The sequence below is a fragment of the Ruegeria sp. BI12 genome, from assembly GCF_056537985.1.
Genome location: NZ_JBQFSL010000002.1, coordinates 789784 through 814741 on the forward strand (window position 1 = coordinate 789784; position 24958 = coordinate 814741).

Below are 24958 nucleotides of genomic sequence, written 5' to 3' on the forward strand. Positions count from 1 at the left end.
CCAACCTCTTGGGCAAACAAAAAAAGCCGCCGACACAGTCCGCCGGGAGGAGGTGGCGGATGGTCGAGCGGCTTTGCTCTTGTAAGGTGCCCTGGATTGTGGGCGAATTCCGTCGGTGGGCGTCGTTGCCTTCCGATGTCCCGATTAAGTCACCCTTGATCCGGGCCGTCACCCAATTTTGAGCGTCAAAGTGTGATTTTTCTGCGATGCAGCGCGATTTTATGCTGCGCTGCAAAAATTTTGTGCACTCTTACCCCTTTGGCTCGAAAATGCGACGGTCGAAGAAGACGTTCGGCGCCAGAATCAAGCTTCCGTTTGTCGAGGCTACGGTGGTCGACTCAGGAAGCGCCCCTTCCAGCTTCTCTGACGCTCCGGGGGTTTCAACACCCAGTCCGAACAACTCGCGCCGATAGAGGTCGCTGCGAAAGACACGGGCGGCCTGACGTTCGGCTGTGCTGACATCGATCCCGTTCCGTTGTGCTAGCTGATGCGCGATCCACTTGGCTTGGCTGCGCCATGGGAAGGTGGCAGCGCCATCAAAGAACTCGACAAACCCATCCACATGGCGTTGCTCGCCGCACGCCGAGATTGTGAATTCGCCCATTAATGCACGGTCGATTAGTTCGGGTGAGACATTGAGGTAGTTTTTGCGCGATAGCATCTCGGACGCGGTTGTTCGGCTGTCCGTGTTTGAGAGCCAACGTCCCGCGCGCCAAACGGCCCGCAAGAGGCTACGCAGCAAATGCGGCTCAGTTTCGGCCCAGTCGTTTCTAACCGCCAACACCTTTTCAGGTGCGCAGGTCCAGATCGCCTTACCGGGCAACAGCAACGCGCCAACATTGTCATCCACGGCGAAGGAGCCCCAAGGCTCGCCCACGCAGAAGGCATCGATCTCACCACCTGCAAGCGCCTGCGCCATCAGAGGAGGCGGGACAGTGCGGATTTCGACCTGCTTCGAAGCCAGTTCGGTTCCCGCAACCCAATAGCGCAGCAGTTCGACATGCATCGAAAACGGAAAAGGCACTCCGAACACCAAAACGTCACCGGCAGCCTTTGCCAACGCAGCCCCAGCTGCAGCTGCATCAGTAAAATCGAAGCCATAGCCCTGATCGGTCAGACGCCCTGCCAATTGAGTTCCAACACCTATGATGTTGCCGTTCAGGGATAGAACAGACACGGCGGACAGCGGCGTCGCAATACCGCCCAAACCCAAGGCCATCGCAACGGGAACAGGTGACAACAGATGCGCCGCGTCCACATGCCCAAAGGCCAGCATATCGCGCAATGAAGACCACGATGGGGCTGGTCGCAGGTCCAGCGACACGCCTTCGGCATGGTCAAACCCCATCTCGCGCGCGACAATCAACGGGGCCGCGTCAACCAAAGGCATATAGGCGACGGGCAAGGTTACAGTTCTCATGACAACAACCCAGAAGCCGTGACCAAGGCTTCAGCCACATCTGCAACCCGGCGGTTCTGATTCATCGCAGTTTTGCGCATCAGGGCATAGGCCTCGTCTTCAGACACACCCCTGGCTTTCATCAACAACCCTTTGGCGCGGTCAATCACCTTGCGTTCTTCCAAAGCACGGCGGGTCTCGGCCAGTTCGGTCCGCATCTGGCGAAGTACCTGAAACCGGGCGATGGCGGTATCGATCACAGGTTTGATGCGATCGGCTTGCAGGCCATCGACTACATAGGCTGATACCCCGGCCTCAACGGCGGCTTTCGCTAATCCGCCCGCAGCGCCCGAGACGAACATAGCCACTGGTCGCTCCATCGGACCGGAGGCAACGGTCAACTCTTCCAGCATATCGCGTGAGGGGTTGTCGATATCGATCAGGACAAGGTCTGGGCTGTGCGTAGCAATTTTACGTGCCAACCCGGAGACACTGCCGATTACGGAGACTTGTACGTCTCCGGCCTCTTTGAGAGCATCAACAATCGCAAAAGCACGCTCTTTGTTCTGTTCGACTACAACGACAGTCAGATTTTGGTTCATAGGGTCTCAAGTGAGCCCAAGGTTCATTGATCGCAATTCCACGGCCACTAAACTCTTCATCAGGCCGCCAGTTCGCCCAATTTTTCAGCTTAATTTTGCATGTAGCGGAATGCCTGCACAGTTTATCTAAATGCCATCAAGGAAATCTGCCGTGAGCGCAGCGGTGGCGCATCGCATTGTCGTGCCCTCCATGCAGAGGTATCCATCGAGAGTTAGTGTATAAAGTTTCTCCGCCACAAACGTTCTCTGGCAGAGTTGGAAATACGTCTCCCACTTGAATCCATGAGAATAGATGCTGTTTGCGCGGAGAAAGCCGAGGTAACTAGTGCAGGAAGTCTTGAACGAAAAGATCGAAAGTAAAGCCGTAGAGATCACAAGCATTCTCAAAGCAATGTCGCATGAGGTGCGACTCCAATTTCTCTCTCATCAGACTTCGGGAGGAAAGTCCGTTGCTGAACTCCAGACGACCCTTACTTACCGCCAACCCTCAGTCTCTCAGCAGTTCTCGCACATTCGGTTATGCGACTATTCTCCTTTCTCAGAAATCTGCTGCCAGGAAACACTTGTCACTATTGCAAAATGACAAGAAGAAGAGCCAGACGTGACTGTATTTTGCGTTCAGTACCGCTTGGATGTCGGTAATATTGAGGCGGTTCAACGTGTCACGTAGGACAGACGTTGCATCGTAAGCATTTCGCCGATTCTCAAGGTAGCCCTCTTGCCATTCCGAATACCTAACCTTCATGTCGGTCCTTGACGCAAAAGCTAAACGCAACTGATGTTCAATATCTGCGTTTCGAGTACTTCAGGTGTGTGCCTGATATCAGGGCCAACAACCCGGAAGCAGGAGTACCAACTGGCATACGATGGGAAGTTTGACCTCTCTGGTAGATTGGAGATAGATCCTCGTATGGCTGATTACCCGATCTTATGGACGTTCCGTCGCTGCCCATACGCGATAAGGGCCCGACTCTCATTGGCGAGTTCACAAGTCACAGTTGAACTGCGCGAAATTCTCTTGCGGGACAAACCAGAGGCCTTCTTACAAACATCGCCCTCCGGCACAGTGCCCGCGCTTCGACTTCCTGACAAAGTCATAGATGAAAGCCTGGAAATCATGATCTGGGCGCTCCAACAAAATGATCCGCAACGGCTATTGGACATGCCTCAGGAAGGTTGGGACCTCATTGCAGCAAATGACGGACCATTCAAGTCTGCATTAGATCACACAAAATACGCCACGCGGTATCCAGATTTAAACGTCAACGAGGAACGCAGGAAAGCGTCTGGCTACTTGCTCGACCTCAACGAGCGATTAACTGGGCGGGCCTGGCTTTTCGGAGATCGCCCTACCCTAGCCGATCTGGCGCTTCTACCATTTGTTCGCCAGTTTGCACATATAGACCGGACCTGGTTTGACACACAAAAGTGGCCGAATTTAGTGGCTTGGCTGGACCAATTCCTGGGCAGTGAAGAATTTTTGCTGGTGATGAACAAGTACACAATTTGGTCAGAAGGCGATGCTCCAATTCGGTTCAACGGCTGAACCCAACACATCTTTTCATCGGCCCACTGCAGACACTCAGCTTGGCTTATTGATGCTATAGTTGCAGGTCCGCATTCCTGCCATTCGCCGCATATGCGAAACCAATGGATAGTCAAATTCACGTTCTGCGGACTTTGCAGACATTCAGGTGTGACAACGGAATGTCAGCTTTGGAAAGTCAGCAGTCAGAACTCACCACTTCTTTTGCTACAGCAAATCGACGCAACCTTTAGTACATCCCAGTGCGCCAACTGCGTATTTCCAATGTTTCATTCAGCTATCGGCATAGTAAACGACTTGAAAATCAATTTTGGACTTAGAATTGACATGAATTAGTCCAAAATTTCGATGAAGTGAGTGGTGTTGGAGCCTATGTCATCCGGCCAGGCTGGCGGAAACCAGAGAATCTCGAGCAACGAGCACATGATCAGAGTCACGAACTTCAGCAAACAATACAAAGGCTTCACGGCCGTGAAAGACCTTAGCTTTTCGGTTGAACCCGGCCAAATCCTAGGGCTGGTCGGTTCGAACGGTGCAGGCAAAACGACGACCCTTCGTGCCTTGTGTGGGATTGTCCCTCCGACCTCGGGGCGCCTCTTGGTTGCGGGCCATGACATTGTACGGGAGCCAATCGAAGCCAAACGGAACATCGGCTATATTCCTGATGATCCGCGGCTTTTTGACACCATGACGGTCTGGGAGCACCTGGCCTTCACTGCAGCGGCTTACCAGCTTGTAGATTTTGAGGAAACCGCCGAAGCGCTTCTTGAGTCTTTCGAGCTTGCACATAAGCGCGATACGCTCGTCCATAACTTGTCTCGCGGTATGCGCCAGAAGGTAGCGATCGCCTGTGCCTTTTTGCACGATCCCAAGGTGATCCTGTTCGATGAGCCCCTGACGGGGCTCGACCCGCAGGGGATCCGGGGCATCCAGCAGGCGATCCGCGAACGTGCGCATTCTGGTTCCGCCATCATCATCAGCTCGCACCTTTTGAGCCTCTTCGAGAACCTGTGCACGCATATTATGGTGTTGAACCTTGGTGAGTGCCGCAGGTTCGGCACGATGAGCGACGTGTTGAGCGAGGTCGGCGAGACCGACAGTAACTCGGCCCTGGAAGAGGCGTATTTCAGCATCACCCAAGACAAAGAAATGGCTGAAGTTTAAAATATGGATTCCGCGCTTTTTCGTCTTCTTTTGTTGCGCCTGCGTGGCGGCATTCGCCTGCGTCTGATCCAATTGACAACTTTGCGCGGTCTGCTCTTTTCCGTTGCTTTTTGCGGGATCATTTGGCTGCTGCTGGTTGCAAACGGCTCCTCTCTGGAAACGGGGTTCTTGGCAGATGCCGCTTCGGATCGCCAAGCACTAAGCGCGCAGATCAGCACTTACATGCCACTCGGAATGCTTGCGATGTCCCTGCTGACGGTCGTGTTGTCCACTGGCCCTACGTTTCATTTCTCGCCTACAGAGATCAATTTTCTTTTTTCCGGGCCGTTCCGCCGGCGCGACCTGATCATCTACAAATTCAGCGCCTACGTTGCTGGTGCCACCTTAAGTAGTGCACTCATCACCATCTTTGCGCAGGCGCAAACGGGGTCCGCTCTGACTGCGTTCATCGCCTCGCTCCTGACGCTCGTCTTCGTTCAATTGAACAGCGCTGTCATCGGCATGACTGGGCAAGCACTGGAAGGCAGCAGGTTTGCACGGTTTCGATGGCCCGCAATTGCGCTGCTTTCTGCCGCTTTAGCCGCCACTGTGGTCTACGCTTGGGCAACGCCCGAACGCAGCCTATTCGACCTTCTGTTCGAATTTCGCCACTCGTGGATCGGTACCATTATCCTGTCACCCTACATCGTGTTTGCCGAACTCTTCGTAGCGCCATCGCTTTTTCCGCATCTATTCGTTTGGGCCTCAATCGCGGTTCTCATCAACGCGGCGCTGTTGCACCTTGCAATCAAGCTCGACGCGCGCACGACCGATCGTGCCTTGAAGGAAAACGCCCGACAGAGCGACCGATGGGAACGCATAAAGCAAGGAGGATCGTTCTGGGCCACTGAACGAACCGAAATACCTTCGGTCCGTCGAGCGCCGATTGTAAGTGGTTTGGGGCCGATTGCCTGGCGTCAGGCCCTCAACGTTGCTCGCAGTTCATTCAGGGTCGTCGCCGTGTTTGTTGGTATGGCAGCCTGCGTCGGGCCAGTCCTTTCCGCGGCTGGTATATCGGTCACGGACTCGCGGGCCGTGTTGTTTTTCTACATCTTTTTTGTGTTCATCCTGCCTCGAACACTGGTTTGCGACTTTCGCGGCGACCTGAGCCGGATGGAAGTCTACAAGACCTTGCCCATCCCACCATGGCGGATCTGCGCAGGTCAGCTCGTGACTCAGGTGGTTCTGGCCTGTGTCGTTGCTGTGACAATGATCGTCAGCATCGTCGTCTTTCAAGATGGACTCGGCATACCCGATGCACTGGTCTTTGCGGCTTTTGTATTCCCGTTGACCGTGCTTCTCTATACCGTTGAGAACACTATACATCTTTTGTTTCCGACAAAACTCCTCCCGATGGGACGAGCAGACTTCGAATTTCTTGGTCGATCACTTGTCGAGTTCATTGCGAAGTCGATTGCCATTTTTGCCGCTGCGGCGGCTTCGGCTGCCGTCGGGCTATTCACATTCACAACGATAAGACCCTCTTGGGTTCTATTGGGGTTGGCCAGTTGGATAACATTGACCTTGTTCGGGCTTTTGGCGTTGGTCGCGATGCAATATGCGTTCCGTCGGTTCGCGGTGGCAGAAAACGTCGACTAAAGCGAAAAATGATGACCTTCTGCTGAGGCCTTAAACCTACTTGAGGCCCCTGCCGTCGGAACCTTGGGTTTGAACCTGGTAGATTTAAACATGGTGCGGACATGTCGAAACTAGCTCTATACAGAATTGCAGGTCACTTAATATCCGTTCCTAGCACAGCATCGAACAGGTAACTGCAGCCCGAAAATGGGCATTGCCCAAGTCTTCGGTGCAGCGACATTTTCTGGGATCTGGGCAAACTCGCGACATCGCGATCAACCTAGAGCCACCGTAGCTATGCTTGAAGGCCGCAGCACTGCAGCTTCGCAGAAGCAAGCTTTGGTGCGACGAGCAGCATTTTCCCAATGGCAACGAACAGGTAGCGAGACTGTGCAGACTCGTGCCGTCGCGGATATTGCGCGCCCTTAACGGAGATTATGAGTTGGTCTTTGACTAGTCGGGACCGAAAACCATCCACGGGCTAATGCCAAGCGCGGCAATAGCTAGAGCTTTGTAACAGAGCCCTCGAACACACAACAGCCAGAGGCCACGTTGGCCGCCGCGAATGAGTCGATCCCTGATCCCAATTCCAGTGCCGAGAGGCCCGGTATAATCAGAAAGAGGAACCTGTTGAGTTCAACTGACCTGATGCTTGACTGTACAAAATTGATCTCGGGTCGACCCATTTTTGGTTTTCCTTTCTCACGCCCTCATATTCGAACCATTGGCATCGTACAGCGGACCGCCCAGCACTTCGGCATCATAGAACTCGCCTAGGATTTCCACCTGTAGCTTGGTTCCCGGTGCCGCGCTGCCCGAGGCGACATAGCCCATCGCCATAGACTTGCCGACGCGGTGGCCGTAGCCGCCGGACGAGACATAACCGACCGCTTCACCGTCTTTCAGGATCGCCTCATCGTTCGAAACATCGATGCCGTCCACGTCGATGGTCAGGGTGACCAGCTTGCGGGCAACTCCATCTTCCTTGAACTTCAGGGTCGCTTCCTTACCGACAAAGTCCTTCTTCCAGTTGATGAATACATTCATGCCGGATTCGACCGCGTTGAAGTCAGGACGGAAATCGGTGGTCCAGACGCCCCAGCCCTTTTCTAGACGCAAAGACATTAGCGCGCGTGCACCGTACCAGCGATAGCCCAGATCGGCACCATCCTCTTCGATCGCCTCGGCCAGACGCAGTAGGTACATCGGCTTGCAGTAGATCTCAAAGCCCAGCTCACCCGAGAACGAGATACGGTTTAGGATCACCGGCACGCCGCCCACGAAGGTCTGACGCAGATCGCGGAACTTCAGGGCATCGGCGCTAACGTCGTCGCGGGTGATGCGCGCCAACAGCTCGCGCGATTTGGGGCCGGACAGTGCAATCCCGTGCCAGTCATCCGAGACATTGGCATAGCTCACATCCGCAGGCAGGTCCTTTTCGAACCAGCGGCTATGCGCATCCTGCATTGCGCCCGATCCGAACAGCATGAAGTGGTCCTCGCCCAGACAGGCCACGGTCAGATCACCATAGAGGCGGCCTTTCTCGGTAAGCATCGGGGTTAGCGCCAGACGGCCCGGTTTCGGGACGTAACCGGCCAGAGTGCGGTTCAGGTAGTCACGCGCGCCAGCGCCCTTGAACTCATGCTTGGCGAAGTTTGCGATCTCGATACCGCCCACGGCCTCTTGTACTGCTTTTACTTCACGCGCAACATAGTCGTGACTGCGGTTGCGCTCGAAGGTCGGGGTTTCATGCGCGTCCTCGGCGTTGTCAGCAAACCACAGCGCGTTTTCCAGACCAAAGCCCTGCCCCATCACGGCACCCTTGTCGATCAGACGATCATAGAGCGCGGTGGTCTTCTGCATCCGGCCCTTGGGCAGCGTTTCGTTCGGGAAGGTCATCACGAAGCGGCGCTCGTAGTTTTCCGAGGACTTGATGGTGCCCCAGTCCGGCGTTGCAAACTCGCCAAACCGCGCCACGTCCATCGCCCAGACGTCAATTGAAGGTTCGCCGTCAATCATCCACTCGGCCATGGTCAGGCCAACACCGCCGCCCTGACAGAAGCCTGCCATGACGCCCACGGCGACCCAGTAGTTCTTCATGCCCGGAACAGGGCCAATCATCGGGTTACCATCGGGCCCAAAGGTGAACGGGCCATTAATGGTGTCCTTGATGCCGGATTCTCCAATAGCCGGGATACGCTCGAACGACATTTCCAGACGGTCGGCGATGCGGTCCAGGTCGGGTTGCAGCAGCTCGTGCCCGAAATCCCATGGCGTACCGTCGACCTTCCATGGAGTCGATTTCGGCTCGTAGGTGCCTAGCAGCATGCCATGGCGTTCCTGTCGGAAATAGATGTTGGCCTCATAGTCGATGCCCGCCGGCAGACGACCGGCTTCACCCATGCTTTCCATTCGCTCTTTGATCATCGGGATCGCGTCGGTGATCAGGTAGTGGTGCTCCATCGGCTGTACGGGCAGGTGGATGCCCGACATGTGGCCCACTTCGCGCGCCCAGAGGCCGCCGCAATTCACAACCTGCTCGGCGTTGATAACGCCTTTGGGGGTGGTCAGATCCCAACTGCCATCGGGGCGCTGGCTCATCGAAGTAACACCGCAATGGGTGAAGTATTGCGCGCCGTGGTGACGGGCGGATTTCGCGAAAGCGTAAGTCGCGCCCGACGGATCTACATCACCGTCCTGTTCGTCCCAGAGGGCGGCGTGGTAGTGTTTGGGATCAATCAGCGGGTGACGCTCGGCCAGTTCCTGCGGGCTGATGAATTCCTGATGCAGGCCCATGTAACGCGCTTTCGAGCGCTCCCGCTTGAGGTAGTCGTACCATTCCTTGGTCGAAGCCGCGTAGAAACCACCGGTGATGTGCATGCCGACCGAATGGCCCGAGGTTTCCTCGATTTCTTTATAGAGGTCGATGGTATAGCTCTGCAGACGCGAGATGTTGGGGTCCGAGCTAATGGTGTGGATCTGACCGGCTGCGTGCCAACTTGAACCAGATGTCAGTTCATCGCGTTCCAGCAGGACAACGTCTTGCCAGCCGAACTTGGCCAGGTGGAATAGGATCGAACAGCCCACAACGCCGCCGCCGATGACAACGACCTTGGCGTGGGACGGAAGCTTTTTGCCAGACGTGGTTTCGTCTTTTTGAATCTCAGGCATTTTGAGTCTCTCTCAGTTGAGGGGCAACCGGCGGAAACGACCGGGAATTGCGGGGTCATGGAAGTGGTCAAGCGGTCCGTTCTCGACCAGATGGTTGTGCCAATGGGCAAGGGCATAGCGATCCAGAGAAACCCCAAGGCCGGGACCCTCGGGCACGGAAATCACGTTGTTTTTCTGGCGGAAAGGCCCGCCTTCGATCACGTCGCCGATCTGCCAGCGGAACAGCGATTGCGAGGGTTCGGATATCCACGGCATCGCCGCAGACATGTGCAGATATCCGGCAGTGGCGATCCCGGCATCACCAGAATAGCACCAGAAGCCGATGCCCATCGCCTCACACGCGCCAATGAACCTCACAGCGAGGGAAATCCCACCCAGCACGGCGAAATTGGTGACGATGTAATTGGGTGCACCCAAAGCTACCGCCTTGCGGATTTCCGGCACATGAGTCGAGATCGGAATGGTGAAGTAACGGCGCAGCTCCGCCATCTCCTCAAAAGTGGCAACCGGGTCTTCGTAGTTGCGAATGTTGTAGGGCTCGATCTCGCGGAAGACGCGCATGGCGGTGGGCAGGCTCCACTGCATGTTACTGTCCAGACGGATCATCGCCTCACGGCCCAGACCGTGACGCAGGGCCTTGACCGTGTCGATCTCAAGCTCGGGGTTACCGAGGATCAACTTGCCCTCGAACATGGTACTGCCATGTTCCTCGCGCATGCGGATGCAGTAGTCGACGACAGCCTCCGGGCTCATCTCGCCGCCTTCGCGGTACCCGAAATACTCGGTGAAGGGGATATCTTTGCGCACCGCACCGCCCAGCAAGCGATAGAGAGGCTCATCCGCCACCTTGCCGCGCAGGTCCCAAAGAGCAATTTCAATTGCGCCAAAGGCTTTCACCACCGAATTGTCATCGGTGTTCTGCACGATCTGCCAGGGCGGCACGCATAAGCTTTCGCAGACCGCTATATCCAGCGGGTCCGTGCCAATCAGACGTTCGCCCATGGCGCGAATTGCCTCTACCACACCAACCGACGGAGCCTCACCCAAACCGACGAGGCCCTGATCCGTCTCAACCTCGATGATGGTTTTCGACGTGCCCGGATAATGCCCGCCGGTCCACCACATCGGTTTTTCCAACGGGATATTGACCGGGGTCGCCCGAACACCGGTAATCTTAATACCAGGCATCCGGGATTTCCTCTTTGCGGCGCGCCACATAGGCGGTCAGTTCTTCTTTCTTGGCCTCGTCCATCGCGGGCGGTTGGTATTCGTTGAGCATCTGGTTCCAGCGCTCATAGGCGCGGCGGCGCATGTCCTTGGCGCCGCCTTCCTCCCAGCTTTCCACATTCTCGCTGTCGCTGAGCTTAGGTTCATAGAATGCGGTCTGATAGTTGCGCATCGTGTGACCGCAGCCGAGGAAGTGCCCGCCGGGCCCGACCTCGCCATACGCGTCCCGAGCGAAGGCTTCGTCGCTGGTATCAAGACCCTGACTCAGTACCTTCTGATAACTGCCCAGACGATCTGCATCCATGATTAGCTTCTCAAAACCGGTACACAGGCCACCTTCCAGCCATCCGGCTGAATGCAGAACAAAGTTGGCACCGGCCAACATGGTCGAGTGCATCGAGTCTGCTGATTCATAAGCCGCCTGCGCGTCTTCGATCTTGGACGCCGTCAGCGAGCCACCACAGCGCAACGGCAGACCCGCGCGGCGGGCCAACTGGCCGATGGTGTAGTTCGAGATCACCGGCTCGGGCATGCCAAAAGTTGGCGCACCGGATTTCAACGACATTGAAGACAGGAAGTTACCCAGCACAAAGGGCGCGCCAGGGCGTAACAATTGCACATAAGCGCATACCATCATCGCTTCGGCCATCGCCTGAGCAACGCTGGCGGCTGTGCTGACCGGACCCATTGCGCCGGACAAGATAAACGGCACCACGATCAGACCCTGACCACGTGACGAGTAAACCCGCGCCGACTCTGTCACCACCCGGTCAACCAGTAGCGGCGAGTTCGTGTTCACGTTGCCCATGATCACGCAGTTTTCTTCCATGAAGTCTGCGCCAAAGACGATCTCAGCCATGTCGACGCTGTCTTGCGCACGGCTCATCTCGGTGATCGCACCCAGATGCGGCTTGTCGCTCATGGTCATGTGCGTGAACATCATGTCCAAATGGCGCTTGCTGACCGGCACGTCGCAGGGTTCGCAGGTCACGAACCCGCCGTGATGCAGGTTCGGGTGCATATAAGTTAGCTTAACCAGCTTCTCGAAGGACTCCAGATCTCCATACCGACGGCCTCCTTCCAGGTCGCGAACGAAAGGCGCACCATAAACCGGCGCAAAGACCTGATTGCCGTCACCAATGACAACCGATCGCTCGGGGTTGCGCGCAACCTGAGTGAAGCTTTTAGGCGCTTTCGAACACAAACTACGAATCCACGACGCATCGGCGCGAACAATGTCACCATCGATCCGAGCACCTTCCTTTTGCCAAAGCGCCAACGCTTCGGGGTCGTCGCGAAAGGCGATCCCGACATCTTCGAATATCCAGTCAACCTGCGCTTCGAGACGGGCCATATCCTCTTCGTTCAGAGGGTCAAAATAAGCCAGATGACGCTGAATATAGGGGAAAGCTGGAACCGAACCGGTCTCAGAACCGCGGGATCGGGATTGACGTGCGCGCCGAGCCATTATGAGTCACTCCAATGTTTCGCATGATATTACCTTTAGGACTGCAGCGTTGTGACGCTTGAAAAATTGTATGTTTAGCATAAACACAGATTATGCAAAAACTCTGGAAACAACTGGGCTCACCCCGCCATCTGGTCGTATTTGAAGCCGCCGCCCGACTGCAATCGTTCACGCGAGCGGCGCAGGAGCTCAACGTGCAGCAACCAGCGGTCAGTGCTTCAATCAAGCAGTTGGAGACTTCGCTTGGTGCTGTCTTATTCCGGCGTAGCCATCGTCGGATATCTTTGACAAACGCTGGAACCCGTCTGTTTGCCGATGTCACCCGCGCCTTCGAGATGCTGTCACATTCCGCAGCGTCGATCCGGCAGTTTGCCAGCAACGATCACGTCACGCTCAGCGCCTCTTCGGCGTTCAACAATTACTGGCTTATGCCCCGCATCGCGTCTTTTCAGAAAAATCACGCTGATATTGATCTGCGTCTGCAATCCAGTGACCGAGAACCGGACCTGGCCGTTGAAACCATAAGCCTTGCGGTACGGCTCGGAGATGGCAATTGGCCGGACTGCGAGGCGCAGTTGATATCGGACGAAGTGATATACCCCGTCGCATCACCCCTCGTCATGGCTGCGGCAGTGACACTCCGGAGCGTACCGGGCCTGCTGAACCAACGCCTCATTCATTTGGAAGAACCCATTCGCGTGCGTCCTTCGTGGGATCAATGGTTTCGCGAATTCGGCATCACCGAAGTCACGCCCCGCAGTGGATTGCGCCTAAACGATTACGCTCTAGTCCTGCAAGCGGCAATGGCGGGTGAAGGATTTGCCTTCGGGTGGCATCACATTGTCGAACCGCTGATTCAGCAAGGTATGCTGGCCGCGAGACCAGAATGGACGTGGAGAACCGGAAAGGGGTTTTATCTGGTCTGGTCCAAATCCCGACCGCTGACGCCAGAGGCTAAGATTGTCCGCGACTGGATACTTTCCGCCCGGAGTGTCGACTGAAATCGCTTTCCGGCATCCGCTAATGACTGCGCAACCACAGTCTTGAACGGCAGTTGCCGTGTTCAAGATGATGCCCGCGCGGAAAAATCTGAACTGCGGGCGCGAACAGCTATGAAATCAAATACACAAGTTGGGCTCTTTCCGGCCGTTCTCTGCGTAATAAACGAAGGGCTGGTTGCTGATAGTTCAGCTAGAAATTCATGGTTTCAGGAGTCTCAGGTACAGCAAGTGCCTGAATGGGCTCTTCGCGGCCAAAACGCTTTAATATCGACATTGAATATTTAAGTAAAAATATTTAGAGTTATGGGTAGCTGAATTGGGGCAACTTCTCGCGTCACTTGATTGCGGCTAAGCTGCAGATCAGAGCGCGAAATATCAAAAACTTGTGCCAAACTTAGGGGAATACTCTTGGACCCGGAACTAGAACAGGCAAGCGTTGGCGATGGAAAAGAAAATCTGCGCCTTTGGCTCCGGTTTCTGAAAACTTCACGGATGATCGAGGCCCAGCTGCGGCAGAATTTGAAACGGGATTTTGATACGACTTTGCCGCGTTTTGATGTGATGGTCGCCCTTTCCCGCTATCCTGATGGCCTTAAGATGAGCGAACTTTCAGGGTTATTGCGCGTGTCCAATGGGAATGTAACTGGAATAATTGACAGGCTGACTGCGGAGGGTCTGGCTGAACGCACGGCCGTACCAGGCGACAGGCGAGCCTTTCGGGTCTGCCTTACAGGGAAAGGCCAAATAGAATTCCAACGGCAGGCGGTGGCACACAAGTCCTGGATTGACGAACTTTTGCAGGATGTGACGCCAGAAGAAGCCACAGCCCTAGAAACCCGCCTTCTGAGTTTCAATCAGGCGTTGGAAGAACGTTCCAGCCAATTCAAAACTGTGAACGATACCGAGACGAGTGCGCGACCATGCTAACCTCGCGGATTGCATAGAACCGCGTCATTCCTTACTCAACAAGCACCTCAATCTGCCGCAGCTTCGTGACAATCTCGTCCGGCTTTTGTCGCTTGTTTCCTATCGCGAATTCTCCGATTTCCTTATACGTAACGGCGGACTACTTAAGTGGGGCATAGTCACTAAGTTGCAGTTCTCCAGCCAAATCACCCAAATTTGCATGCAAGAGCGGCGGCGCTGTAACACTTTACTTTAAGTTCAAAATTTCTAAGCTTGAACACTACAGACTGCACACATAGAATACCATGAACCAGTGTGACAAATTCGTGGAGGCGGCCATTGCCTGGGCCATGTGCGCCTTTTTCAGTAACTCAAAAAATCCTGTTCCGGCATTGCGACCCGGCTGGGATAGTTTTCTATCCGCGTTACTTCGAGATGGTGAACGATGCGATAGAAGCATTGTTCAGCGATCAGATTGGATGGCCATTCGAGCACATGCACCAAACCCACGCGGGGCCAACGGTGGCGCTTGAGGCGACTTTCTCCGCTGTCAGTCGACATGGCGACGTTTTGGACATGTGTGTCTCTGTCGAACGGCTGGGGAAATCCAGCCTACAACTGCGTACCGAGGGATGGTGCGACAATCAGTTGAGGTTCACGGTCGTCAACACGATGGTCTGTATTGATGCAAACACGAAATCGACGCCTTGGCCCAAATCAGTAAGGAAAAAACTGGAACAACTAATGGGACCACAAGAATGAAACCGCAAACCATTCAACCCGAAGGCTGGGCTCCGGCTCTTGGATATGCGAATGGCATGTTAATGGCAGACGGCACCTTGCATGTCGGCGGTCAGATCGGTTGGAACGCTCAACAGGAATTTGTCGCCAAGGATTTTATCGGCCAGATGGAACAAACCCTGTCCAACATCGTCACAATTGTCCGCGCGGCCGGGGGCGAAATCGAAGATATTGGCCGTCTGACATGGTTTGTTAAAGACAAAGCTGAATACCTCGCCAAGCAGCGGGAGGTGGGTCAAGCCTACCGAAGGATAATGGGCAAGCATTTCCCCGCTATGTCGATGATCATGATAAAGGATCTGGTCGAAGACGAGGCATTGCTTGAAATCGAGGCCACAGCTTATATCGCGCCAAATGTCTGAACTGGGGTAACAATGGAAGCATTCATCTGCGACGCAGTTCGGACTCCGATCGGACGTTACGGGGGCTCTTTGTCCCGGGTCCGGCCCGACGACATCGCCGCACACGTCATCCGGTCTCTTGTCGGGCGCAATTCGTCCGTCAACTGGGCTGCGCTGGATGAGATCGTGCTGGGTTGTGCCAATCAATCGGGTGAAGACAACCGCAACGTCGCCCGGATGGCCGGGCTGTTGGCCGGCCTACCAGTCGAGGTGGCGGGCTTCACGGTGAACCGGCTTTGCGCTTCGGGGATGGATGCGGTGTCTGTATCTGCGCGCGGAATCAAGGCGGCAGAATATGACCTCGTCATCGCCGGTGGAGTGGAAAGCATGACCCGGGCGCCGTTTGTGATGCCGAAAAGTGATATCGCTTATAGCCGTGCTGCTGAAATTCACGATACGACGATTGGCTGGCGCTTTGTGAATCCTGCGATGAAGGCAGCCTTCGGGATCGACAGCATGCCGGAAACCGCAGACAATGTCGCCGAAGATTGGGGCATAAGCCGCGCAGATCAGGACGCCTTTGCGCTGCGCTCGCAACGACGCTGGCAGGCGGCGCACGCGGCTGGTCTGTTTGCAGATGAACTCGCGCCTATTTCGATCCCGCAGCGCCATGGCGAACCGATTGTGTTTGACACAGACGAACATCCCCGGCCCAGCACACAACTGGAAAAACTGGCTGTGCTTCGCGGGATTAACGGAACAGATAAGAGCGTGACGGCAGGCAATGCCTCGGGTGTGAATGACGGGGCTGCGGCCCTGCTGCTGGCATCTGAAAAGGCCATCGAAACCCATGGGTTGACGCCGATGGCCCGCGTTGTCGGTAGCGCCTCAGCCGGGGTTGAGCCGCGTGTTATGGGCATTGGCCCCGTTCCGGCAGTTCGCAAGCTTTTGGCGCGGACTGGGCTGACTATCGAAGATATGGATGTCATCGAATTGAATGAGGCGTTTGCCAGTCAGGGGCTGGCCTGTCTGCGAGAACTGGGCATTGCTGATGATGCTGAACACGTCAACGCAAATGGCGGTGCCATAGCAATGGGCCATCCACTGGGTATGACCGGTGCGCGGCTGGTTCTGTCAGCGTCGCATCATTTGCGGCGCAGCGGAAAACGCTATGCCCTGTGCACAATGTGCATTGGTGTCGGTCAAGGGGCGGCCATTATTCTGGAACGCGCCTGAAGCCAATCCTGCCAGCCCAAGATAACTGTACCAGGGGGGCAAAATGCCCTTACGTGGTTCTTTGATGCGATGATTGCCGCCTCAGGGTTTGAGGCGGAATCTTTGGATCTTTCCGGTCTGCGTTTTAGGGAGGGCATCCAAAAACTTTATGCTTCGCGGATATTTGTATGGAGCGATACTTGCTTTGACATGATCCTGCAGGAGCTTGATCGTTTCATCGCTGGCGTCATAGCCATCAGCCAGCACTACATGCGCCTGTACAATTTGTCCGCGCGCCTCGTCCGGGGCGGCGATCACCCCACATTCCGACACTGCCGAATGTGAAAGCAGCGCGGCTTCGACCTCGGGCCCGGCAATATTATAGCCAGACGATACAATCATATCGTCGCTGCGGGCGGCAAAGTGTAGATACCCTTCCTCGTCCATCACAAAGCTGTCGCCAGTCACGTTCCAGCCGTTTTGCACGTAAATTGCTTGTCGGTCGTCAGCCAGATAACGACAACCGGTCGGACCGCGCACCGCCAGTCTTCCGACCTCGCCAGCGGGCATATCGTTGCCATCGTCGTCCAGAATGCGCACCTCGTAGCCGGTTACCGGTTTACCAGTACAAGCGGGGCGGTGATCGTCAAATCGGTTTGATATAAAGATGTGCAGCATCTCGGTCGCACCAATACCATCCAGCATCGGCTTGCCGGTCTTTTCGATCCAGGCGTCATAGACCGGTGCTGGCAGAGTTTCGCCAGCAGAGACAGCCGCCCGCAGAGAAGACAAATCAGCGCCCTCTTCCATCGCCTGCAACATGAAACGATAAGCAGTTGGCGCTGTGAAACAGACGGTTGCTTTGTACTGCTCGATGATTTCAACCATATTCGGCGGGCTGGCTTGTTCCAGCAGTGTGGCCGCCGCGCCAAAACGCAACGGAAAAATCGCAAGTCCGCCCAAACCGAATGTAAAAGCCAGCGGCGGCGAACCAATGAACACATCCCTTTCGGTCACGCCCAGAACCTCTTTGGCGTATCCGTCCGCTATGATCAGCAGATCACGATGAAAATGCATCGTGGCTTTGGGGTCGCCGGTTGTACCTGACGTAAAACCCAGTAGCGCCACGTCGTCACGCCCAGTCTCGACTGCGTCGAAACGCACCGGTTTTTCCAGCGCAAGCCGGTCCAGTTCGGCATCATGATTTGACGTGCCATCAAACCCGATCACGGATTTGAGAAAGCGAGAATCCTTTGCACAAGTCTCCAACTCATCCATAAGCCGCATGTCGCACAGTGCATGGGTGATCTCGGCTTTGTCTACAATCGCCTTCAACTCAGCGGCCCGCAACATGGGCATTGAGTTCACCACAACTGCACCCGCCTTTGTTGCGGCCAGCCAGCAGGCTACCAGCGCCGGATTGTTGGCGGATCGGATCAGCACCCTGTTACCGGGTTTCACACCCAGGTCGTCGACCAGCACATGCGCCAGGCGGTTGGTCCAGTCGGAAAGCTCTTTGTAGGTGCGCCGTCTGCCATTTCCGATTAGCGCCGTGTGATCGCCAAAACCCTTTTCAACCATTGCATCGGTCAATTGGACCCCCACATTGAGGCGTTCCGGATATTCGAACCCTTCAAGATTGAATTCGGGCCACATGTCTGCAGGAGGTAGATTGTTGCGGGTAAAGGTATCGGTATGCGCGGTCGGTCCAAGCATTCTCAGTTCCCTCCTTGAAACGCGGCCATGGTTTGGCGCGCGATCACAACACGCTGAACATCCGAAGCACCCTCATAGATACGCAACGCACGGATATCTCGATACAATTCCTCGACTTTCTGCCCGTATTTGACACCATCGCCGCCGTGTAATTGCACGGCCTTGTCGATAACTTGTTGCGCCTGATCGGTTGAAAACAGTTTTGCCATCGCCGCTTCTCGCGTAACCCGCGCGGCCCCGCTATCCTTGGCCCAGGCGGCCCGATAAACAAGCAGGGCAGCCGCATCCACATCCATTGCCATGTCCGCGATATGACCTTGCACCATCTGTAATTCGAAAAGCGGCGCACCCTGCACCTGGCGCGCGTGGACCCGGTACAAAGCTTCATCCAACGCCCGGCGGGCGAAACCCAGTGCAGCGGCGGCCACTGTTGTTCGAAACACATCCAGCGTTGCCATCGCCACTTTGAACCCCTGACCGGCCGCTCCGAGAAGGGCTGTTTTGGGGATCCGTACATCCGTAAATCGTAAGGTCGCCAACGGATGCGGCGCAATAACCTGCAGACGTTCGACAACTTCGAACCCGGGTAGCCCAGCGGGTACAACAAATGCGCTCAATCCTCGTGCCCCCGGCGCTTCTCCGGTTCGGGCGAACAGCGTATAGACGTCCGCGATACCCCCGTTTGAGATCCAGGTCTTTTCGCCGTTCAACACATAATCATCACCGTCCAGCGTGGCGGTCATCGTCGAATTGGCCACGTCTGATCCCGATTGCGGCTCGGTCAGCGCAAAAGCGGCAATCGCCTTTCCGGTTCGTGTCAGCGGCAGCCACTCTCCCTTTTGCGCGTCGGTTCCAAATAACGAGATCGCCCCGGTTCCCAACCCCTGCATCGCAAAGGAAAAGTCCGCCAAGCCATCATGGCGGGCCAGTGTTTCCCGGATCAGCGAAAGCGTCCGGACATCCAGCTCACCACCCGTATGCTCCAACCATCCCGCTGCACCCAGATCCGCGACCAACTTGCGACAAGCAACATCTATTTCAGCATGAACTACGTTAAGATTGTCCGCACACCAGCGTTCAAGGGAGGTTGCTAGATCCCGATGCCGATCGTCCAAGAACGGCCACTGCAAAAAACTTCGATCAGCCATTTCGACGCCCGCCTATCCTCAATTTCAAATTGCTCCCGCCCGAAGTGCCCAGAGATCGAAAAAATACGCGGTCCAATGGATCAGTCTCCCTCGAACACCGGACGTTCTTTAGCGACAAACGCATTATAGGCGCGTTCAAAATCTCCGGTCTGCATGCAGATGGCCTGCGCCTGCGCTTCGGCCTCGATCGCCTGCTCAATCGACATCGACCATTCCTGCGCCAGCATGGTCTTGGTGATCATGTGCCCGAAATTCGGACCCGCCGCGATCTGGCCTGCCAGCTTCAACGCCGCGCCTTCCAGCTGATCGGCGTCCACAATCCGGTTGTGAAACCCCCAGGCGGCTCCCTCATCTGCGGACATGGATCGCCCGGTATAAAGCAATTCGGCCGCCCTGCCCTGACCGATGATCCGGGGAAGAATGGCGCAGGCCCCCATATCGCAACCTGCAAGCCCGACACGGGTAAACAGGAAGGCAACCTTGGCTTCTGGTGTCGCAATCCGAAGGTCCGATGCCATCGCTATGATGGCGCCGGCGCCGACGCAAACGCCATCTATAGCAGCGATGATCGGCTTGCCGCAGTTAATCATGGCCTTCACCAGATCGCCCGTCATGCGGGTAAAGCGAAGCAGTTCTTTCATGTTCATTCGGTTCAGTGGACCGATGATGTCATGCACATCTCCACCCGAGCTGAAATTGCCGCCGTTCGACGCAAATACGACCGCCTTTACTTCGTCGTCGTAATGCAGATCGCGGAACCAATCGCGCAGTTCGGCATAGCTTTCGAAGGTCAGCGGGTTCTTACGGTCCGGACGATCCAAGGCGATTGTTGCGATCCCGTTTTCTATTTTGCATTTGAAGTGCGTAGTGTTGGCGTTCATTGCCCTTCCTTCCTTGGGGCTCGGGTCCTTGGCCCACTTCGATCTTAGATTTCGCCCCCCGACAGGGTCAGCGAATGCCCGTTGACCGAGCGCGCCGCATCCGAGCAGAGCCACAACGCGGTCCCGGCGACCTCGTCGGTTTGGATGAACCGGCGTTGCGGATTTGTCTTAAAAAGCGACTTTGCAGCGTCCTCTGCACTCAGGCCAGTCTTGTCCATGATGGTCTTTATCGAACGCTCCAGTAGCGGGGTATCTGTGAAGCCGGGACAGATCGCGTTGACGGTAATATCGCTCTGAGCCAGTTCCAGGGCCAAGGCGCGGGTCAGCCCCACGACCCCGTGTTTAGCGGCGACATACCCCGAGACATAGGGATATCCTTTGAGGCCGGCGGTCGAGGATATGGCTATCAGACGTCCCCATCCTGCTGCTTTCATACTCCCCAGACTGGCTTGCCACAGGTTGAACACGCCTGTCAGATTGACTGAAATCGTGCTTTCAAAATCCTCTGTCGTCATCTTTGAAAAGGGCATGCTAGGCGCCGCGCCTGCATTGGCAATCGCGATCTGTACTGGCCCATGATGATCAATACAGCCTTGCAGCGCTTGATCAACCGAAGCGCGATCCGTTACGTCACAAACGCCTGCAAGCCCGTCGATCCGTGCGGCGACTTCGTTCAACTGCTCGGCACGGCGACCAAGTATCGATACGTTAGCGCCTTGGCTTGCAAACAGGGCCGCAATTTCAGCGCCAACCCCGCTGCCGCCGCCGCTGACCACAACGTGTTTCTGATCGATACTCAATGGGCCCTCCGATGTTGGCTCAATCCTACAAGGACCCACAAAACCATTTCAAGAGAAAATATTTTAAGCCGGAAGCTTTTGAATGCAGAGCGCAGCTGACGTTGGCATGCCCTGCCCCCGCCCAGTATTGGATTCACGTGACGGTTTCGCGTTCGCGGTATTTCTTCTCAGTCCAGACCTTGCGCTCAAAGCAGTCCGCCATCACTTCGACGGCGTCAAAAAGGTCAACATAGCGCAGGTAATACGGTGCCAGCCCAAAGCGCATGATGCCCGGTTCGCGGAAATCTCCGATCACGGCCTGCTCAATCATCGCTTTGACAACCGGGTAACCGTTTTCGAAATAGAGCGAAACCTGACTGCCCCGCTCATCAGGATCGCGCGGCGATACCACTTCGAGCCCGCTAAGAACCGGATGCTCTTCGACAAGCTTTATGAATGTGTCACACAGAGATTGGCTCTTGCGGCGGATCGCCCTCAAATCAACCCGGTCGAAAAATTCCAACGCGGCGTCTACACCTCGCAGCGCCAGCGCACTCTGGGTTCCGACGAGAAAACGCTTAATGCCTTTGGTCGGTACAAACTCGTGGTTGAACGCAAACGGGTCCGCATGACCCCACCAACCGGAAAGCGGCTGATGCGCGGCGTCATGATGACGTTCAGCGACATAGATATATGCCGGCGATCCGGGGCCGCCATTGAGGTATTTATAGGTGCAACCAACCGCGAAATCGGCCTTGATCGCATCCAGTTCCATCGGAACGACGCCGGCAGAATGGCATAGATCCCAGATGATCAACGCACCCGCATCATGAGCCAGCTTGGTAATCTTCGCCATATCCAGCAATTTACCTGTCCGGTAATCGACGTTGGACAACAGCACGACGGAAACCTGTTCATCAATCAGATCCTCGAGACTGTCGGAATCGACACCCAGCAAGCGGCGCGACGCCCCCTCTTGCGAAGTCATGGCTCCTTCGCAAACATAAAGATCGGTGGGAAAGCTGCCTTTTTCCGACACGATGACCTTACGATCCGGGCGCAGCGCCATGGCTGCACGCAAGGCTTTGTAGATATTGATCGAGGTACCATCACACACGATGGTCTGGCCAGGCGCGGCACCGATCAACCGACCAACACGATCGCCAAGGCGCTCGGGCAGTGTGAACCAGTCAGCCGCCCCCCAGCTACGGATCAACCCGTTACCCCATTCGTCTTCGACTGTTCGACTCAGAACGTCGACACTGCGCTTGGGCAATGCCCCTAAGGAGTTCCCGTCGAGATAGATCACCCCGTCCGGCAACTGAAATTCGTCCCGACACGCAGCCAGTGCATCCTGTGAGTCCAGCGCGGCGCAGTCATCTCTTGTCAGCATCATCTTTCCCTTGGGTCTGGCGCTCAAATCTTCCCCATGACGCTTTACACAATAAGGTTTCTATGTCCATATTATATAAAATGTACTAATTTGTGTATAACGGAACATGCGAAAATCTGCTGCCGAAGAAGTATATGGTCAGCTCCGTCAGATGATTCTGCGGGGTGAGCTTTCGGACGGCCAAAGCCTCAAGGCTGCGGCTTTGCAAAGTGAATTCGGCTTTGGGACGACACCGCTGCGCGAGGCATTGAACCGATTAAGCGCTGAGCAACTGGTTGTTAATTCCTTCAATCACGGCTTCCGCGTGGCTCCGATTACGCTGGACGAACTCCGGGACCTCGACAGAACCCGCCTGTTAATTGAAACCGAAATGCTAGTGTCTTCGATCCGCTATGGGGATGAAGATTGGGAGGGGAGGATCGTTGCCAGTCATTACCAATTGGCCAAGCACAGACCACCCGGTTTGGACGCAACATCCGAGGCGACGGAAAAATGGGCGGCGCGGCACCAAAGTTTTCATGAAGCACTGATTTCAGCCAGCGGCTCCCATTGGATGAATACTCTGTTGGAGCAGATCGAAACGCAGCGCACGCGCTATCATCGCTACATCCTGGTACGTGCGAAGCAGGTTGCGGCGGAACAGCCAGAAGTCAGAGATGTCGTTAACGAAAAACTTTCGAAAGTCATGGGGATCGCCGTTCATACACCGTTGATGGAGGCGACTCTGGATCGGGACGAACGCAAAGCCCGCGACCTGATGACCGAACATATAAACCTGACATCCGACGCCTATCAGTCGATTCAGTCCCTGTTTCCGGAAAACGCGCAGAACAAGCCAACCCCTGAGGAGCCATCGCCATGAGCGAGAAGAAAGATGAGAAATTTCTGAAAAGGGGGATCGAGGACACCCTTGTCACCGATTTCGCGGCCAAACACCGTAACAGCTATGGCGACTTTCTCCAGCTGAAATCCCTGCTGAATCTACAAGAAACCTTCCAGGACCCTGCTGAACCGGATGAAATGCTGTTCATCATCATTCACCAGGTCAGCGAATTGTGGCTAAAATTGATGCACCATCAGCTCTGCGAAGTGCGTCGCTTTATTCGCGAAGATAACTTCGGCGAAGCCATGAAGAACATCGATCGCATCAAGGCCATTCAGCGTCAACTTATCGTTGCATGGGAGACACTTCTGACGATGACGCCTGCGGACTACATGAAATTCCGCGCGGCACTTGGCAATTCGTCCGGTTTCCAGAGTTACGGGTATCGGCAAATCGAGTTCATCCTGGGCAACAAGGATACATCGACATTGAAAGTGCACGAGCATGACCCCGAAGTCATGGAGATGTTAAACGACGCTTTGGTCAAGCCGTCGCTCTACGATGAGGTGCTGGCGCTGCTTGCCCGAGTCGGCTTTGACGTTCCGCAGGAACTGCTGGAGCGCGACTATTCGCAGCCCTATTCAGGGGATCCGCGCATCGTCAAAATCTGGGTCGAAGTCTATCAGAACACCGGAAAGTATTGGGATCTGTACGCCTTGGCTGAAAAACTGATGGACGTGGAATCCCTGTTTCAGCGCTGGCGTTTTGATCACGCGACTGCCGTCGAGCGTGTGATCGGGATGCAGAAGGGCACCGGCGGTTCCAGCGGGGTTGCCTTTCTGAAAAAGGCGCTTGAGTTGCGCTTCTTCCACGATCTTTATGACATGCGCTCGGAACTGTTTTATGGGCAAGCGTCCGCATGAAGTATTTCCGCTTCTCAAAAACCCGAGCTTGAGCGAACCTATTCACCAAACGCCATGGTTGGGGGGGGATATCGCCCCCAATTTGTCTGGGCTTCAGGTGGGGAGTGCAGAGCAACGTGCAGAATTGACCGTTCGGGAAACCCAGCAGTTCGGCCCGGAAGCCGCCCATTTTCAGAATTCCTTTCCCACATCTCGAACGAGGCGCCACTCCATGTTTTGCCCTTGCCGGATTTTGGCAGGGCGAATAGCGGCGGTGGCGGCGCGCCTCGCGTCGGCTATGACTTGGCTCGGCGCGGGATGGCTGCCAGCCCCGCGTTTCGCTGCAGTATCTGCAATACCTCCAAAAACTGCTGAATATCGTCCTGACCAAGGCCCGCAAACAATTGCGTGCGAGCGTGGTCTACGTCCCCACTGCATTTTGCCAACCACTCGCGTCCCTTAGGTCGCAGGGTCACAACCGAAAAGCGGCGGTCGTTGGGCATCTGCTTTTTTTGAACAAGGCCTTTTTCGGCAAGGCGATCGACAAGGCGGCCGGTTGCGGTTCGCTCGACTACAACCAGTGATGACAAATCACAGACAGACAGTGACCCCTCATCTGCGAGGCACTGCAACATACGCCATTCAACCAGTTTCAGGCCGTGCCTGCGCAGCACGCCATTCATCATTTCCCTAATCTGACGGTTCAGGACCGTCAGATGAAACTCTGGCGGATCAACGTCTTGAATCTTCATGAACGGGCCTCGTCCGGGGTTCGTGAAATTTCTTCATAAGTCTATTATGACATTTGCCTTAAGCTTAAACAAATGCATATTATGTGTTATTACACATAATATCGAA

The 24958-nt window shown here is 55.4% G+C and carries 21 protein-coding genes; 10 read left to right on the plus strand and 11 right to left on the minus strand.

What is annotated here, in order from left to right; genetic code table 11:
• Positions 1–250 precede the first annotated feature (250 nt).
• Both ACR0AK_RS16780 and ACR0AK_RS16785 read right to left on the minus strand, forming a co-directional pair.
• The gene (locus ACR0AK_RS16780; RefSeq protein ID WP_480794181.1) at positions 251–1420 is read right to left on the minus strand and encodes an ABC transporter substrate-binding protein; all 1170 of its coding nucleotides are present in this window, start codon (positions 1418–1420) and stop codon (positions 251–253) included.
• Entirely contained in the window at positions 1417–2001 is a 585-nt protein-coding gene (locus ACR0AK_RS16785) for an ANTAR domain-containing response regulator (protein WP_480794182.1), read from the minus strand. The genes ACR0AK_RS16780 and ACR0AK_RS16785 overlap by 4 nt, the downstream gene beginning before the upstream one ends.
• A gap of 910 nt (positions 2002–2911) precedes the next feature.
• Here ACR0AK_RS16785 and ACR0AK_RS16790 point away from each other — a divergent pair.
• From ACR0AK_RS16790 to ACR0AK_RS16800, 3 genes are all read left to right on the plus strand, one after another.
• Entirely contained in the window at positions 2912–3547 is a 636-nt protein-coding gene (locus ACR0AK_RS16790; RefSeq protein ID WP_480794183.1) for a glutathione S-transferase, read from the plus strand.
• Between the two features lie 423 nt (positions 3548–3970).
• A complete protein-coding gene (locus ACR0AK_RS16795) occupies positions 3971–4711 on the plus strand; it encodes an ABC transporter ATP-binding protein (protein ID WP_480794184.1) in 741 nt (246 codons plus the stop codon).
• A gap of 3 nt (positions 4712–4714) precedes the next feature.
• Positions 4715–6349, plus strand: a complete 1635-nt coding sequence (locus ACR0AK_RS16800) for a hypothetical protein (protein ID WP_480794185.1) — start codon at positions 4715–4717, stop codon at positions 6347–6349.
• A gap of 681 nt (positions 6350–7030) precedes the next feature.
• On the opposite strand, the gene ACR0AK_RS16805 is transcribed toward ACR0AK_RS16800, so the two are convergent.
• Genes ACR0AK_RS16805 through ACR0AK_RS16815 form a run of 3 tightly spaced genes read right to left on the minus strand, consistent with a single transcriptional unit; the run spans position 7031 to position 12194 of the window.
• Positions 7031–9499: a GcvT family protein gene (locus tag ACR0AK_RS16805; RefSeq protein WP_480794186.1), complete on the minus strand. Its 2469-nt coding sequence runs from the start codon at positions 9497–9499 to the stop codon at positions 7031–7033.
• A gap of 12 nt (positions 9500–9511) precedes the next feature.
• Entirely contained in the window at positions 9512–10687 is a 1176-nt protein-coding gene (locus ACR0AK_RS16810) for a mandelate racemase/muconate lactonizing enzyme family protein (protein ID WP_480794187.1), read from the minus strand.
• A complete protein-coding gene (locus tag ACR0AK_RS16815) occupies positions 10674–12194 on the minus strand; it encodes a trimethylamine methyltransferase family protein (RefSeq protein WP_170560253.1) in 1521 nt (506 codons plus the stop codon). Before ACR0AK_RS16815 ends, ACR0AK_RS16810 begins: the two co-directional genes overlap by 14 nt.
• 92 nt (positions 12195–12286) lie before the next feature.
• Here ACR0AK_RS16815 and ACR0AK_RS16820 point away from each other — a divergent pair, with 92 nt between their 5' ends.
• The 5 genes from ACR0AK_RS16820 to pcaF all read left to right on the plus strand — a co-directional run bounded on the left by ACR0AK_RS16820 (position 12287) and on the right by pcaF (position 16479).
• Positions 12287–13195 carry a LysR substrate-binding domain-containing protein gene (locus ACR0AK_RS16820; RefSeq protein ID WP_480794188.1) on the plus strand — a complete coding sequence of 303 codons (909 nt, stop codon included), beginning with the start codon at positions 12287–12289 and terminating at the stop codon, positions 13193–13195.
• Positions 13196–13597: 402 nt separating this feature from the next.
• Positions 13598–14122, plus strand: a complete 525-nt coding sequence (locus ACR0AK_RS16825; RefSeq protein WP_480794530.1) for a MarR family winged helix-turn-helix transcriptional regulator — start codon at positions 13598–13600, stop codon at positions 14120–14122.
• Positions 14123–14440: 318 nt separating this feature from the next.
• Positions 14441–14863, plus strand: coding sequence for an acyl-CoA thioesterase (locus tag ACR0AK_RS16830; protein ID WP_254452969.1), 423 nt, complete (start codon positions 14441–14443; stop codon positions 14861–14863).
• Positions 14860–15264, plus strand: coding sequence for a RidA family protein (locus ACR0AK_RS16835; RefSeq protein WP_480794189.1), 405 nt, complete (start codon positions 14860–14862; stop codon positions 15262–15264). Before ACR0AK_RS16830 ends, ACR0AK_RS16835 begins: the two co-directional genes overlap by 4 nt.
• Before the next feature lie 12 nt (positions 15265–15276).
• A complete protein-coding gene (gene pcaF / locus ACR0AK_RS16840) occupies positions 15277–16479 on the plus strand; it encodes a 3-oxoadipyl-CoA thiolase (RefSeq protein ID WP_480794190.1) in 1203 nt (400 codons plus the stop codon).
• Between the two features lie 81 nt (positions 16480–16560).
• Here pcaF and ACR0AK_RS16845 read toward each other — a convergent pair whose 3' ends face one another.
• The 5 genes from ACR0AK_RS16845 to kynU all read right to left on the minus strand — a co-directional run bounded on the left by ACR0AK_RS16845 (position 16561) and on the right by kynU (position 22375).
• Positions 16561–18174 (minus strand): AMP-binding protein, encoded by a 1614-nt coding sequence (locus tag ACR0AK_RS16845; protein ID WP_480794191.1) that lies wholly within the window; start codon positions 18172–18174, stop codon positions 16561–16563.
• Positions 18175–18176: 2 nt separating this feature from the next.
• Positions 18177–19322, minus strand: coding sequence for an acyl-CoA dehydrogenase family protein (locus ACR0AK_RS16850; RefSeq protein ID WP_170560263.1), 1146 nt, complete (start codon positions 19320–19322; stop codon positions 18177–18179).
• Positions 19323–19402: 80 nt separating this feature from the next.
• Entirely contained in the window at positions 19403–20203 is an 801-nt protein-coding gene (locus ACR0AK_RS16855) for an enoyl-CoA hydratase family protein (RefSeq protein ID WP_480794192.1), read from the minus strand.
• Positions 20204–20247: 44 nt separating this feature from the next.
• A complete protein-coding gene (locus ACR0AK_RS16860) occupies positions 20248–21003 on the minus strand; it encodes an SDR family NAD(P)-dependent oxidoreductase (RefSeq protein WP_480794193.1) in 756 nt (251 codons plus the stop codon).
• Positions 21004–21136: 133 nt separating this feature from the next.
• A complete protein-coding gene (gene kynU, locus ACR0AK_RS16865) occupies positions 21137–22375 on the minus strand; it encodes a kynureninase (protein ID WP_480794194.1) in 1239 nt (412 codons plus the stop codon).
• Between the two features lie 106 nt (positions 22376–22481).
• Between kynU and ACR0AK_RS16870 the strand changes: the two genes are divergently transcribed.
• On the plus strand, positions 22482–23237 hold the full coding sequence (locus ACR0AK_RS16870) for a GntR family transcriptional regulator (protein ID WP_480794195.1): 756 nt from the start codon (positions 22482–22484) through the stop codon (positions 23235–23237).
• A complete protein-coding gene (locus tag ACR0AK_RS16875) occupies positions 23234–24121 on the plus strand; it encodes a tryptophan 2,3-dioxygenase (RefSeq protein ID WP_170560274.1) in 888 nt (295 codons plus the stop codon). Before ACR0AK_RS16870 ends, ACR0AK_RS16875 begins: the two co-directional genes overlap by 4 nt.
• Before the next feature lie 275 nt (positions 24122–24396).
• On the opposite strand, the gene ACR0AK_RS16880 is transcribed toward ACR0AK_RS16875, so the two are convergent.
• A complete protein-coding gene (locus tag ACR0AK_RS16880) occupies positions 24397–24852 on the minus strand; it encodes a MarR family winged helix-turn-helix transcriptional regulator (RefSeq protein ID WP_480794196.1) in 456 nt (151 codons plus the stop codon).
• Positions 24853–24958: the final 106 nt, after the last annotated feature.